Origin of the sequence: Kribbella sindirgiensis (genome assembly GCF_004331435.1) — a bacterium.
GTDB classification, from domain to species: domain Bacteria; phylum Actinomycetota; class Actinomycetes; order Propionibacteriales; family Kribbellaceae; genus Kribbella; species Kribbella sindirgiensis.
On record NZ_SJKA01000004.1, the window covers coordinates 40,328 to 53,358 of the forward strand.

Sequence of the window (13,031 nt, forward strand, 5' to 3'; positions counted from 1 at the left end):
CCATGAAGGAGCCTCAGGAGCCTCATGAGCCCAGCAGCCGAGACCGGCCCACGCCCGCAGCGCGGGCAGATCACCGTGCGATCGGGGCAGATCGAGGTCGCCGGAACGCCCACCCTGTTGCTGTCCGGAGAAGTGCACTACTTCCGGCTGCGCCGCGACGAATGGGCCGACCGGCTGACCCAGGCCAGGGACGCGGGCCTGGACACCGTCGCCAGCTACATCCCCTGGATCTGGCACGAGTTGCCGAACGGGGACCTCGACCTCACCGGGCGCACCAGCCCGGAACGGGACCTGCCGGCCTTCATCGACCTGTGCGACTCTCTCGGCCTGCGGTTTCTCGCCCGGCCCGGTCCGTTCGTGATGGCCGAGCTGAAGAACGAGGGCATCCCGGACCGGATCCATCGCGAACACCCGGACGCCAAGCCGACCGGCTGGGACGGCAGGATCGCCCCGACCGAGGACCTCGACTATCAGCACCCCGGCTTCCGTGCCGAGGCAGAGCGCTGGCTCGATGCCGTCTTCGAGCTACTGGCACCGCGACAGGCTCCGGACGGCCCGATCGTCGGCGTCCAGCTCGACAACGAGGTCGGCATGCTCGCCTGGGTGTCGAACACGCCACACCTGAACAACGCTGCTGTCCGCGCCGCCGGCGATCCGGCACAGACACTCGCGTTCCACCAAAAGCTCGGGCTCTGGGCTCGGGACGACTTCGCGGACTACCTGCAGCATCTCGAGTCCTTCGCCCGCGACCGGGGCATCGCGGTGCCGTTGCTGATCAACGTCCACGGCACGGGCGGCGGGCGCGGTACGACGTTCCCGATCGGGGTCAGCCAGCTCGCCCCGGCCTATCGGGGACGCGACGGACTGGTCGCCGGCTCCGACTACTATCTGGGCGAACTGACCGTCCAGAACGTCGCGGATCTCTATCTGTGCAACGCGATCCTGGCCTGCGTCAACGGTCCCGACCAGCCGGCGTCCTCGCTGGAGTTCGAGATCGGGACCGGTGACTACGGCGACAATCTCGACGCGCTCAGCTCACCGGAGTCCGGCGTACACAAGACGCTGCTGACACTCGGCCAGGGCAATCGGCTGATCAACTACTACCTGCTGACCGGCGGCCGCAACCCGGTCCTCGAGGGCTCCGGGAACGACGGCATCCCGCGGATCGCCTTCACCGGCGAGCGCCACGGCTTCGCGGCGCCGATCGATCCCGAAGGACGGACGACGCCGGCCTTCGACGCCTTGGCGGCCGTGATCAAAGAGATTCGGTCGTACGAGCCGATCCTCGCCACCGGGCGGCAACTGACCGACGATGTCGGCTTCGGCTTCGTCGCCGATCACTACCTCACCGAGTACGCCCATCCCGCGGCCACGGCCCGCCACGAGCAGGTCGACGACCTCGAACGCTATCGCGGCTTCGGCGCGCGGGACGCGCTCGGCCGGGCGATCGTGCTCGGCGGCTACCACGTCGACGCAGTCGACCTGCAGGCGCTCGCCGATCCGGAGTCGGCCTGGACAGCCGGTACGACCGCGCCCGAAGCACCCCGCACAATCGTCCTCGGCAGCCCGCGCACGCTGAGCGCGAAGGTCCAGCGGTGGCTCGCCGACCACGTACGCAACGGCGGCAACCTGCTGCTGACCGGGCTGCTGCCGGATCGCGACCACGACGGTACGCCGTGCACGATCCTGGCCGATGCCTTCGGGCTCTCATCGGCCGGTGTCCGCATCGACCGGCGGGACGAGTCGGGACCGTACTGGCCGACGGTGACCGGCTCAGCGACCTTCCCCCTGGACGCCGACCTGCGGGTCAGCTCGGCGCAACTGCTGCAAGCGCCCGCCGAGGCCGAGGTGCTGCTCCGCGAAGTCGGGTCCGGGCTACCCTGCGCGGTCCAGGCGCAGTTGGGCGCGGGCTCGCTGATCTTCGTCGGCTGCGACTTCCCGGCCGCGCATCTCGGCAACTGGCACGCGCTGTTCGCGAGGTTCGGCGTCCGGCCCCGGGTCGGAATCGAGGCCGACCGGACCGGACTGGTGACCGTGCCGGTGACGTCGGAGCACGGCAACCTGCTGATCGCCGTCAACGTGGCGCCGTACCCGATCAGCGCGTCGATCAGCGTCGACAGGCAGCAGGTGCAACGACAGACCACGTTCCCCGCCCGCGGCCACGCGCTGCTGCGGTTTTGAGCCCCCGCCGAAAGGACCCGCAGATATGACTTCCTCGACCCCTGCACCCCAGCAGTTCCTCTGGGGTGCCGCGACCGCCGGTCACCAGATCGAGGGCGGCAACACGAACACCGGCCACTGGGTGCTGGAGCACGCCCCGGATACCTGGGCCAAGGAACCCTCGGGCGATGCGTGCGACTCCTACCACCGGTACGGCGAGGACATCGCCCTACTGGCGAATGCCGGCCTGAACGCCTACCGGTTCTCGCTGGAATGGTCCCGCATCGAGCCGGCCAAGGGTGAGGTGTCCCGGGCGCAACTCGACCACTACCGGCGCATGATCGACACCTGCCGATCGGCCGGCGTCGAACCGATCGTGACGTTGCAGCACTTCACCGTGCCGCTGTGGCAGCACCAGGAAGGCGGCTGGTACGCCGACGACGCCGTCGACCGGTTCCGGGTCTTCACCGAGACCGCGACCCGGATCCTCGACGACGTCACCTGGGTGATCACGATCAACGAGCCGAACATGATGGTCAACCAGACCGAGGCGCGGATCGACACCGAGGTCGGGGTGAACTTCCCCGGGCCGTCGCCGCACGCGGCCCAGGTGATCGCCGACGCGCATCACGCGTCGGTCGAGGTCCTGCGCGGCCTCGGCCATGTGAAGGCCGGCTGGTCGGTCGCGAACCAGGTCTACCAGGCGGTGCCCGGCCACGAGAAGGAGCGCGACGAGTGGGGCTACTGGCGCGAGGACTTCTTCCTCGAGCAGAGCCGCGAGGACGACTTCGTCGGCGTGCAGTCCTACCTGCGGACGATCATCGGACCGGACGGACCGGTGCCGTTCGCCGACGGTGTCGAACGCACGCTCACCGGCTGGGAGTACTACCCGGAAGCGCTCGGGCAGGCGCTACGCCATACCCGCGAGGTCACCGGCGGCGTACCGATGATGGTCACCGAGAACGGCATGGCCACCGCCGACGACACCCGGCGGATCGACTACACGAGCGGGGCGCTGAGCGGTCTCGCGGAGGCGATCGAGGACGGCTGCGACATTCGCGGCTATCTGCACTGGTCGCTGCTGGACAACTACGAGTGGGGATCGTACGAGCCGACGTTCGGGCTGATCGCCGTCGACCACGAGACCTTCGTCCGGACGCCCAAGCCGAGCCTGGCCTGGCTCGGTGACCTTGCCCGGCGCAACGAACTCCCGCGAGTACCGGAACGGCCGGAAGCCGCGGCGAACTTCGCCGCGGCCATCGCCCGCTAGTGTCCTGAGTCGGAAGTTCGGCGAGAGATTTCGGTGGTCAGGTGCGTGCATCGGGGTGCTTGGTCAGTGGCCTCGATGCGGAGCATCGTGGGCGCTGGGCAAGTGCCGCGAGGTGCGTGCCTGGGCGCCGAAAGCGCCGTCGAACTTCCGACTCAGGACACTAGGCGTCGACCATTCCGAAGCCCTGGCTTCGGTAGATGTGATCCGACGGCTGATCGGTGAAGCGCGCAGCCGTGGTCAGCACAGGGTGCTCGAAGAACGGCTTGCTGGAGGCCGGGAACTCCAATGGGGTCCCGACCTCCAGCCAGTGGCTGACGTGCACCATGGCGATCATCGGCCGCGGCCGGTCGGTGTGGTTCGGCATCCCCGCGTGCCACAGCCGTACGTCGCGAATCAGCACGCTGCCGCGCCGGATGACCGGCTGGATCGGCGGCTCGATCTCCCGCCGGGCCTCGAGAGCGTCCAACGGCACCTCGATGTCCCCGCCGACGCCGACGGTCAGGTCCCGGTGGGTTCCGAGCCAGATCTCGGTGGCGCCGTTCTCGGCCGAGACGTCGACGGTGGGGACGTTCACCACCAGTTGTGCCGGCGGATGGGCGATCTCCAAGGCCTCGGACGGCCACAGGTGCCCCATGTCGGCATGCACCGGCTGCCGGGTGTCACTGGGCAGCGACGTGTTCCCGCTGTACATGACGTTGCGCAGACCCGGCCCGAGGATCGCCGCGGTCACCGCGATGACGTGCTGATTCAGGAGGACGTCCTCGAACAGGTACGGCTCGAACGGCGGCGGATCCTGCTGGATGTTGCCCGCGGTCCAGTTGTACGGCGCATCCGGCCGGGCCTTGAGCAGCGCCAGATCGCTGAGCATGCGTTCATGGAGGGCGTCGATGTGCTCGAGGTCGACGACGTCCGCCAGCACCACCAGGCCGTCGGTCCGCAGTGCCTCCAGTGCGGCCTGCAACTTCTCCGGCGCCAGCCCGCCGGCGTCGCGGTCGGCTTCCTCAACGTCGATCGTGATCACGGTGCTCCCGTCTCCGGTGGCCAACAGGTTCAGTGATGATCACTTTGGCAGTGCGGCCCGAACCGGTGGAATGACTGCCGTGGCAGGCCGATGAACGTTCTGGCCTCGGTCGTGATCGTCGGCTTATGATCCACCGACCGGCGACCGGAAGGATCTGTCATCGTGCGTCCACTTGGAGCGGTCTTGGTATGTGCTGGTCTGCTGCTCGCCGGATGCTCGGAGCCGTCCGCCCCGGACTCCACCGGCACACCGTCACCCAGTCAGTCGTCCCAGTCCCCGTCGCCGTCGCCTTCTGTGGAACTCAGTGCACTGGGTGAGCGGTGTGGCGTGGCAGATCAGCCCGCCGCGACGCCACGAGTGGTGAAGGTGCGCAACGACGTACAGCTCTACTCGGCCGCTGCGGGCAGCGGACGGCTCGGCGTCGTGCTCGTCCACGGCTCGGGATCGCGGGGTATCTGCAACTGGGCCGGCGAAATCGGCTGGCTGGCCAAGGCCGGACTGAACGTCGTCGGCTACGACCAGACCTGTGTCGGCTCGAGCACATGTGTCAACGAGGTCCGCCCGGTCGAGGACCTGCTCGCGGTCGTCGCCGACCTGCGTAAACGCGGAGCCACCCAGGTTGTAGTCGTCGGAGCGTCCGCGGGCGGCTCCATCCCGCTGGTCGCCGCAGCCCGCCCCAACTCCGGCATCACCGCCGCCGTCTCCCTCTCCACCGCCGGCCTGACAACACCCCTAGGCACCGCCGACGCCCCCACCGCGAGCGCCACCTCGGTAGCCCGAACCATCCGCCAACCCGTCCTCTACGTCCTGGCCCGAGACGACACAGCCTCCTCCGTCCCAGAAATCACGTCGATCAGCAAGACCACCCCACGATCCCGCCTACTACTCCTCCCCCCAGGCTCCGGCCACGCCCAGCAAGTCCTCTACACCCCCAACACCCAAACCCCCTCCCCCTTCCGCCAAACCTTCCTCACCTTCCTCCGCACCCCGTTCCAACCTGTCTGATGAGGTAGGGCTCCAATGGTTCGACTGTCTGGAGGAGGTTGTTCAGCTCGGCCGGGGTGCAGGGGGTGAGGGGCGGGGACGAGTGGGGTGGGCAGAGGCCGCGGGTGTGGAGGAGGGCCTTGACGGTTGGTACGCCGGGGCGGATCTTGTGGATCGCCGTCAGTGCGGTCGCGAGGTGCTGGAGGTGGTCGGTGGGATCGGCTGCCAGCTCCAGGGCCAGCCGTGGGGCGAGGTTTGCGATGCCGGGGGTGATGCCATGGGCGCCGGCGCGCAGTGCGTCGGCCAGGTGTTGTTCGTCGCCCTGGCTCACCTGGAGTCCCGGTGCCGCGAGCAAGGAGGCCACTGTCGACGGATCGCCGGAAGAGTCCTTGACCCCGATCAGGTGCGGCATCGCGACCAACGCGTCGACGATCGCGCGGTTGAGCGGTGTCGAGCGTGGCGTGTTGTACGCCGCCACCGGCAATCCGTACGTGCCGAGGGCCGCGAAGTGCGCGATCACCTCGTCGTCGCGATGCCGGAAGAACGTCGGCGGGCTCGACACCAGCGCGTCGGCGCCGGCCGCCGCGGCGTCTGCTGCGCGCCGGCCCGATTCCTGCGTCCCGGCGGCGGTCACGTTCACCATGATCACGCCGCCGGGCACGAGCTCACGCCATTGCTTGACCACGCCGGCGACGTACTCCCCGGCCAGGTCGTACGGGATCAGCGGTCCTTCCCCGTTGCTGCCGAGCAACATCAACCGCTCGATGCCGGCTGAGGCCATCGCTGCCAGGAGTGGCTCCGCGGCCGCCGCCGACGGGATGCCCGGCTCGCTCATCGGCGTCACCAGCGGTACGACGACTCCTTCGAGCATCAGTACCCCCGGACCTGCGGCCACGCCAGCTCGAAACCGTCCGCGACCAACTCGCGCTGGAACTTCTCCAGTACGGCGGGATCCTCGGACACCTGCGCCGGTTCGTACCCGTTCTCCAGGCAGTACGCCGCCAGCGCGCCAGCCGCCTCGCCGACGTTCCACTCCACCGGGTGCAACCGGTAGCACCCGTTGGTGATGTGCGTCGTCCCCAGGTTCTTGCCCGCGGCAACGACGTTGCGGACCCGGACCGGCAGCAACGCACCGAGCGGGATCTGGAACGGGCAGCTCGCCACGTCGATGTAGTTGTTCCCGCCGGTCGACGGGTGCAGGTCGATCCGGTACATGCCGATCCCGACGCTGTCCGGATACTGCACCGCGCCGTGTTCGCCGCGCACCGCGAGCGACAGGTCGTGCTCGACGATCGTGCGGCGGGCGCGGATTCGCCGGGACTCGCGGATGTACGGCGCCTTGGCCAGTCCGTCGGTGCTGCCCATCACGTCCGGGCGCAGCCGCAGCCCGGGCCAGCCGGTGCCGCCGTCCGGGCGCGGCGCCTCGGTCTGCAGCCAGTACAGCATGCTGAGCGCCTGGCTCCGGGCGCCGTCGAGATGCTTGGCCCGCTCGTCGTCGGAGACCCCGATCAGCGGGCCGGGCAGGTAGTCGATCATCGGCCAGTTGACGATCGTGACGTCGCTCGCCGCGAACCCGGGCCGGAGCAGCTCGCGGGACACGATCCGCCGGAACACCCACAGGTCCTCGTCGCCAGGCCCGAGGCTCTGGTCGGCGACCACCGGGCCCGACGACGCGTTCGGCACGAACGTCCGCTGCACGGGCTTCAGCGTGCGGGGATCCGGGGACAGCAGCCCGAGCAGTCGGCCCGGCCAGAACGACGGCTGGTAGTCGCGCCAGAACCCGTACTGGTCCGGACGGTCGATCGTGTGATCCTCACCCGCGCGATGCTCGACCGCGAAGACCCACGAGAACGCCTGCATGTTGTCCGGCTGCGCCTCCGCCGGCGCACTCGGCTCGCCGGTCTCCGCAGCGGACTCGAACCCGGTGACGTGCTCGATGCCCGCCAACTCGAGCAGATCGCCCAGCTCGGTAGCGTCCAGCACGTACGGCGCAGCCGCATGGAACAACTCGTCGTCCGGACCGGCAAAAGTCACCGCCGTGACCCGATCACCGTCGACCTCGGCCGACACGGGCCGGTGAAGGTAGCGGATGGTCAGCCGCCCGGCGGCGAGATACGGACCGACCATCGCGGCCAGCACAACGGCCGCAACCCGAGGCTCGTGGCACAGCCGACTGACAGTGCCCTGGCCGGGGTTCAGATCGGTCGTCGCCATCGCTTCGGCGGTCAGCGGATACCAGGCCCGGTAGTGATCGCGGATCGCCTCGCGGAGCTTGCGGTACGAGCGCGTCGCGCCGAACTGCTCGATCCACGGGTGCTCGTCCGGGGGCACGCCCTGGCTGGTCAGCTGCCCGCCGAGCCAGTCGGTCTCCTCGGTGAGCAGGACGGTCCGGCCACGGCGCAACGCGGCCAAGGCCGCCGCGACACCGCCCAGTCCGCCTCCGACGATCAGCACATCGGCCTCGGAGGTCGTCATACCGCGCCACTCTCCTTGTCGGTCAGGTCAGTGAAGATGTCCACGTCACCGCGTTCCATCAGCACGATCAGGCTGAGCAACGCACCCCAGGTCTGGAACGGCTCGCTGTTGGGCTTGTCGCAGGCGCCGCCGTGGATGCTGGAGTAGTTCTCGTGCACGTGCCGGTGCTCGTTCCACTCCTTCAGCACGAGCCGGGAGCTGCCCTCGGCCAGCCAGGCAGCCGCGTCCTTCTCGCCGGCGCGCAGCAACCCCAGGTAGACCAGAAAGTTCACCGGCGGCCATGCTCGGTACTCCCAGTAGCTCGTCTCCTTCAGGTCGATGTGCTCGTACCGCGGCGAGGTCGGCAGGATCCACTCACCACCGAACCTGTCCTCCGGCAGCAGATGTTCGGTCACCATCCGGGCCGCCCGCTCCCCCGCCCCGACGCCCGCGAGCATCGGATAGAAGCTCATCGTCGACAGGCGCTCGGTCAGCGATCCGGTGTCGGTCCGACGGCTGCGATAGATCCCCACCGACTCGTCCCACAACGAGTCCATCGCGCGTACGACGCCCTCTCGCCGTTCACGCAGCTCGGCCGCGGCGGCGGTCTCGCCGAGGACGTCCGCGATCGCGGCCAGCGCCTCGCAATCGACGACGTACAGGCTGTTCAACCCGACGTCGTGTGCGGCCAGCAGACTCTTGGACTTGTCGAACGGTACGTCGTCGAACACCGGGTGACCGTCCCACCCCGATTCGCAGGTCGCGCCGAAGTGCTGGTGGATGCGCGGAATGTCCTGCGGTGACGGGAATTCCGGATCGAAGTACGTCGACCCCGCGCAGAGCAGCTCGCCGTCGCGACGGACCCGCCACCACCACCGATTCCACGAGAGCAACGCGTCGAACGTCTCGGCGAGAAACCAGCGCTCGCCGAACTTGCGGTACAGCTCGAGCACGGCCAGCGATCCCACCGGCGGCTGCGAACCGTCGTACGTCTTCCGGCCGGTGCCTTGCTCGACGTTCGGGACGAAGCCGTCCGGGGTGATCGCGCGGAGCATCTCGACGGTGTTGACGTAGGCGAGCTCCTTGCTGGACACGGCCGCCAGCAGCGCGTTGAAGAACGCGTCCCAGCAGAACAGTGCGTATCCGCCGCGCTTGCCGACGTTCCACAGCCGGCTGACGGTGGTGACGACCCGCGACTTGGACGGCTCGTAGATCGTGTTCCACGAGATCGCGTCCCGGACGATGTCCTGATGCGGATCCGTCTGCCGGTACGGCGCCGACGCAGCGTCGACGATCGCCGCGATCTCGCGCAGGTCGCGGTGGCGCCCCGTGCTGACGCCGACCGCGCCGGTGAGCTCGAGCGCGAGGTGCGGCCCGTCGATGTCGACGTACGGATCCTCGACCATCGGCGCGGTGGCGAACACCTCGACAATATTGCCGTCAGCACCGGTCGCCATGATGCGGTCACCGGTCCGGTCGACCGTGCCCGGCCGGTTCCACAAGTAGCCGACGGCAACAGTCAGCAGCGCGCTCTTCGACTGGTTCGCCGTCGGCGTCACGAGCACCACCAGATCGCCTTCGGCGTGGGCGGTCTGCACGCGGATCGTGATCCCGGCCCAGCGCACGGTCGTCTCGGTGTAGCTCCCGTCGTACGCGTGCGGGCCGAGCGTGACGGTCTCCGCTCCCTCGGTCCGCCGGCCGATCTGCGCCGTACGCAACGACGTACCGCGGTAGTACTCCTTCAGCCCGAAGGACAGTCCGAGCGCGTCGGGCAGCAGGACCTGGGTGAGCACACTCCGCGTGTCCCAGGTGTTCCAGCCGCGGGCGAGATCCGTCTGAATACGAGCGTATTCGTTCGTCATGATTCCTTCGTGAGTTCGAGGGCGGCGTCGAGGAGGCTGCGGGTGTACTCGTGCTGTGGGTCGCTCAGTACGTCGGTGGCCACGCCCTCCTCGACCAGGACGCCGCGGCGCATGACGGCGATCCGGTCCGCGATCTGGTGGACGACGCCGAGGTCATGCGAGATGAACAGCATCGAGAGGTGGTGCCGTTGCTGGAGATCGACCAGCAGGCGGAGGATCTGCGACTGGACCGAGACGTCGAGCGCAGAGACCGCCTCGTCGCACACGAGCAGCCGGGGTTTGACCGCCAGCGCCCGCGCGATGCTGACGCGCTGGCATTGCCCGCCGGACAGTTCACCGGCGCGATGCCGGGCCACCGTCGCGTCCAGCCCGACATCGTCGAGCAGCTGGTGCAAGCCCGCCGTACGGTCGCCGGTGGGAGCCGACTCCGGATGGGTTCGCCAGGCTTCGTCGATGACGGCCGACACCGTCATCCGCGGGTTCAGCGACGATCGTGGATCCTGGAACACCATCTGTACGGCGCGCTGCAGCGACGCCGGCCGCCGACCGACAGGTCCGAGCGGTTTGCCGTCGAACAGGACGTCTCCGGAGTCCGGCTTGACCAGGCCGACGACCACGCGGGCCACCGTCGTCTTACCGGATCCGGACTCGCCGACCAGGCCGAGCGTCTCGTCGGGGCCGACGGTCAGACTGACGCCGTCGACAGCCTTGAACCTGCGCCGGGCCCGGCCGAAGCTCACGTCGAGGTCACGGACTTCCAGCATCAACCCACCAACTCCTCGGCGAAGTGGCATGCGGTCCAGCGACCGGCGCCGACCTCCCGGACCGCGGGCTGCTCGGTCCGGCACAGCTCACGGGCGATCGGGCATCGCGGGTGAAAGGCACACCCCGACGGGCGGTTCGCCGGTGTCGCGGGTGTCCCGGGCAGCGGATGCGCGAGCGCGGTGCGCGTGCGTACGGCGGGAACGCTGTCCACGAGCGCCCGTGTGTACGGGTGCGCCGGTTTGCTCAGCAGCGCGGCGGTCGGTCCACGTTCGGCGACGCGACCGGCGTACATGACCACCACCTGGTGCGCGACGTGGTTGACGACGCGCAGGTCGTGGCTGACCAGCAGCATCGCGAGTCCTTCGTCCTCCTGGATGTCGCGCAGCAATCGCAGGATGCGTGCCTGGACGGTGACGTCCAGGGCGGTCGTCGGCTCGTCGGCCAGCAGCAGTGCGGGGCTGCCGGCCAGCGCGAGCGCGATCATCGCCCGCTGCCGCATACCGCCGGAGAACTCGTGCGGATAGTTGCGGGACCGGGTGGCAGGCTCGGGGATCCCGGTCCGATCGAGGAGCTCCAGCACGCGGCGGCGTACCTCGTCGGAGGGGCGGCCCGCTCGGCGGAGGATCTCCCCCACCTGACGTCCCACAGTCTGCGTCGGGTTCAAAGCAGCCAACGGGTCCTGGAAGATCATCGCGATCTCGTGCCCGCGCACCCGCCGGCGCCGCGACGCGGACACCTGCAACAGGTCCTCACCCTGCCATCGCAAGGCGCCGCCGGTTCTGGCGCCGTCGGGCAGCAGGTCGATCACCGCGTTGGCGGTCATCGTCTTGCCACTGCCCGACTCGCCGATCAGCCCGACCGTGGTCGCCGGCGCGATGTCGAACGACACCTCGTCCACGACCCGCACCGGGCCGTCGCGGCCGGGCAGGTCGACGACCAGCCCAGCCACCTCGAGGGAAACGGTCATGAGCTGCTGACCTGTACCTTGGCCAAGTCGGGGAGGCCTGCCGGGTCCGGCGTGAAGCCGGTCAGGCGCTTGTTCCACGCGTACGCGTACTTGACCGCCATCGGGAACATGCCGACCGCGTCGGACCAGATGATCTTGCTCGCCTCGCCGTACAGCCGGGTCCGCTCCTTCTCGTCGGGGGACGCGGCCGCGGCGGCGAGCAGCTTGTCGAGCTCCGGGTTGCAGTAGCCGTTGCGCTTGGCCTTGCAGGTGTACAGTCGGCCGAGGGTGTTGGCGGCGTCGTACGTCGGGTTGGACAACTGCTGGAAGTTGACGTCCCAGTTCAGCGCGAGCAGGTCCTTGGTGAAGACGGCCTGCTCCTTCTCCAGCAGATCCACCTGCACACCGATCTTCTGCAGGTCCGAGACGATCGCCTGGTTGAACGGACGGAACTCGGCGTTCGCGAACTGCAGCCGGAGCTTCTTGCCGAAGTCGAATCCGGCCGCGGTGAGCGCCGCCTTCGCAGCGGTCGGGTCGTAGCTCACCGGCTGCTGCTTCACGTACCCGAGCGTCACCGGCGAGACCGGGGAGTCCGCCAAACTGCCGGTCTCCGGATAGAGCTGCTTGATGATCGTCGGGAAGTCGACCGCCTGCCACAGCGCCCGCCGGACCTTCGCGTCCCGCAACGCGGGCTCGGACGAGTTGAACCACATCGTGAACACCGCGGTGCTCTGCACCGTCTCCACGGTCAGGTTGCTGTCGCTCTTCACCTGCGACAGCTGATCGTCCGGGATCCCCCAGATCAGATCGGCCTCGCCGGTACGCAGGGCGGTCATCCGCGCCGCGAGCTCCGGCATCGTCCGGAAGGTCACCCGGTCGAGCTTCGGGACGCCCGCGTAGTAGTTCGCGTTCGGCACCAGGGCGACCGAGCCGGAGGGGTCGAACTTCTCCAGCTTGAACGGGCCCGAGCCGACCGGGCTCTTGAAGAAGTCAGGGTCCTCACCAGTGACCTTGGCCGGGATGACGTAGAAGATCGACAGCTTGCGCAGGATCGCCGCATCCGGCTTGGTGGCCTTGAGCACCACCTGGTCGGGCGACGGCGCCGTCATCGTGTAGTCGGTGAAGTTCGCCGCGTTCGTGCTCTTGAGGTCGAGCAGCCGCTTGAACGAGGCCACCACATCGTCGGCGGTGAGCGGCGAGCCGTCGCTGAACTTCACGTCCTTGCGCAGCGTGAACGTGTACTCCGACGCGGTGGCGTTGGCCTTCCACTCGGTGGCGAGGTCACCCTCGACGGTGCCGTCCGGACGCACTCGCACGAGGCGGCTGAACAGCTCCTGCGCGACGAGCTGCGTACCGGTGTTGCTGCCGCCCGACGGGCTGGCCGGGTCGAGGTTCTGAATCGGATAGGTACCGGCGACGGTGATCTCACTCTTGCCGCTCCCGCCACCGCCGCCGCTGGTCGTGCTGCAGCCGGTGAGCGCGAGCGCTGCCGCGAGCGCGAGGCCCACCGCCGCGCGCCAGGCCTTTCCTGAGGCAGGGGATCTGGTCATGACGTCTTTCCTGTCTGCC

At 68.9% G+C, this 13,031-nt stretch carries 10 protein-coding genes; 3 read left to right on the plus strand and 7 right to left on the minus strand.

Annotated elements, in window-relative coordinates:
• The first annotated feature begins 24 nt into the window (after positions 1–24).
• Positions 25–2,181, plus strand: coding sequence for a beta-galactosidase (locus tag E0H50_RS12000; protein WP_131287137.1), 2,157 nt, complete (start codon positions 25–27; stop codon positions 2,179–2,181).
• Between the two features lie 25 nt (positions 2,182–2,206).
• Positions 2,207–3,430, plus strand: coding sequence for a glycoside hydrolase family 1 protein (locus tag E0H50_RS12005; protein WP_131287139.1), 1,224 nt, complete (start codon positions 2,207–2,209; stop codon positions 3,428–3,430).
• 160 nt (positions 3,431–3,590) lie between these two features.
• Here E0H50_RS12005 and E0H50_RS12010 read toward each other — a convergent pair whose 3' ends face one another.
• Positions 3,591–4,451 (minus strand): phytanoyl-CoA dioxygenase family protein, encoded by an 861-nt coding sequence (locus E0H50_RS12010; protein WP_165547077.1) that lies wholly within the window; start codon positions 4,449–4,451, stop codon positions 3,591–3,593.
• A 327-nt stretch (positions 4,452–4,778) separates the two neighbouring features.
• Here E0H50_RS12010 and E0H50_RS12015 point away from each other — a divergent pair, with 327 nt between their 5' ends.
• Positions 4,779–5,456, plus strand: a complete 678-nt coding sequence (locus E0H50_RS12015; RefSeq protein ID WP_165547078.1) for an alpha/beta hydrolase — start codon at positions 4,779–4,781, stop codon at positions 5,454–5,456.
• Here the strand turns inward: E0H50_RS12015 and E0H50_RS12020 are convergent.
• Genes E0H50_RS12020 through E0H50_RS12045 form a run of 6 tightly spaced genes read right to left on the minus strand, consistent with a single transcriptional unit; the run spans position 5,422 to position 13,012 of the window.
• Complete coding sequence (locus tag E0H50_RS12020) at positions 5,422–6,306, minus strand: dihydrodipicolinate synthase family protein (protein WP_131287145.1); 885 nt, start codon at positions 6,304–6,306, stop codon at positions 5,422–5,424. The genes E0H50_RS12015 and E0H50_RS12020 overlap by 35 nt on opposite strands.
• Positions 6,306–7,910, minus strand: a complete 1,605-nt coding sequence (locus tag E0H50_RS12025) for an FAD-dependent oxidoreductase (protein WP_131287147.1) — start codon at positions 7,908–7,910, stop codon at positions 6,306–6,308. The genes E0H50_RS12020 and E0H50_RS12025 overlap by 1 nt, the downstream gene beginning before the upstream one ends.
• The gene (locus tag E0H50_RS12030) at positions 7,907–9,751 is read right to left on the minus strand and encodes an MGH1-like glycoside hydrolase domain-containing protein (protein ID WP_131287149.1); all 1,845 of its coding nucleotides are present in this window, start codon (positions 9,749–9,751) and stop codon (positions 7,907–7,909) included. Before E0H50_RS12030 ends, E0H50_RS12025 begins: the two co-directional genes overlap by 4 nt.
• Positions 9,748–10,515, minus strand: a complete 768-nt coding sequence (locus tag E0H50_RS12035; protein ID WP_131287151.1) for an ABC transporter ATP-binding protein — start codon at positions 10,513–10,515, stop codon at positions 9,748–9,750. Before E0H50_RS12035 ends, E0H50_RS12030 begins: the two co-directional genes overlap by 4 nt.
• A complete protein-coding gene (locus E0H50_RS12040) occupies positions 10,515–11,483 on the minus strand; it encodes an ABC transporter ATP-binding protein (protein WP_131287153.1) in 969 nt (322 codons plus the stop codon). Before E0H50_RS12040 ends, E0H50_RS12035 begins: the two co-directional genes overlap by 1 nt.
• On the minus strand, positions 11,480–13,012 hold the full coding sequence (locus tag E0H50_RS12045) for an ABC transporter substrate-binding protein (RefSeq protein ID WP_165547080.1): 1,533 nt from the start codon (positions 13,010–13,012) through the stop codon (positions 11,480–11,482). The genes E0H50_RS12040 and E0H50_RS12045 overlap by 4 nt, the downstream gene beginning before the upstream one ends.
• Between the last annotated feature and the right edge of the window lie 19 nt (positions 13,013–13,031).

Excerpts from the sequence above, each read along its gene's own strand:
- E0H50_RS12000 (WP_131287137.1), top strand. The coding sequence starts at position 25 with ATGAGCCCAGCAGCCGAGACCGGCCCACGCCCGCAGCGCGGGCAGATC.
- E0H50_RS12005 (WP_131287139.1), top strand. The coding sequence starts at position 2,207 with ATGACTTCCTCGACCCCTGCACCCCAGCAGTTCCTCTGGGGTGCCGCG.
- E0H50_RS12020 (WP_131287145.1), bottom strand. The coding sequence starts at position 6,306 with ATGCTCGAAGGAGTCGTCGTACCGCTGGTGACGCCGATGAGCGAGCCG.
- E0H50_RS12025 (WP_131287147.1), bottom strand. The coding sequence starts at position 7,910 with ATGACGACCTCCGAGGCCGATGTGCTGATCGTCGGAGGCGGACTGGGC.
- E0H50_RS12030 (WP_131287149.1), bottom strand. The coding sequence starts at position 9,751 with ATGACGAACGAATACGCTCGTATTCAGACGGATCTCGCCCGCGGCTGG.
- E0H50_RS12035 (WP_131287151.1), bottom strand. The coding sequence starts at position 10,515 with ATGCTGGAAGTCCGTGACCTCGACGTGAGCTTCGGCCGGGCCCGGCGC.
- E0H50_RS12040 (WP_131287153.1), bottom strand. The coding sequence starts at position 11,483 with ATGACCGTTTCCCTCGAGGTGGCTGGGCTGGTCGTCGACCTGCCCGGC.
- E0H50_RS12045 (WP_165547080.1), bottom strand. The coding sequence starts at position 13,012 with ATGACCAGATCCCCTGCCTCAGGAAAGGCCTGGCGCGCGGCGGTGGGC.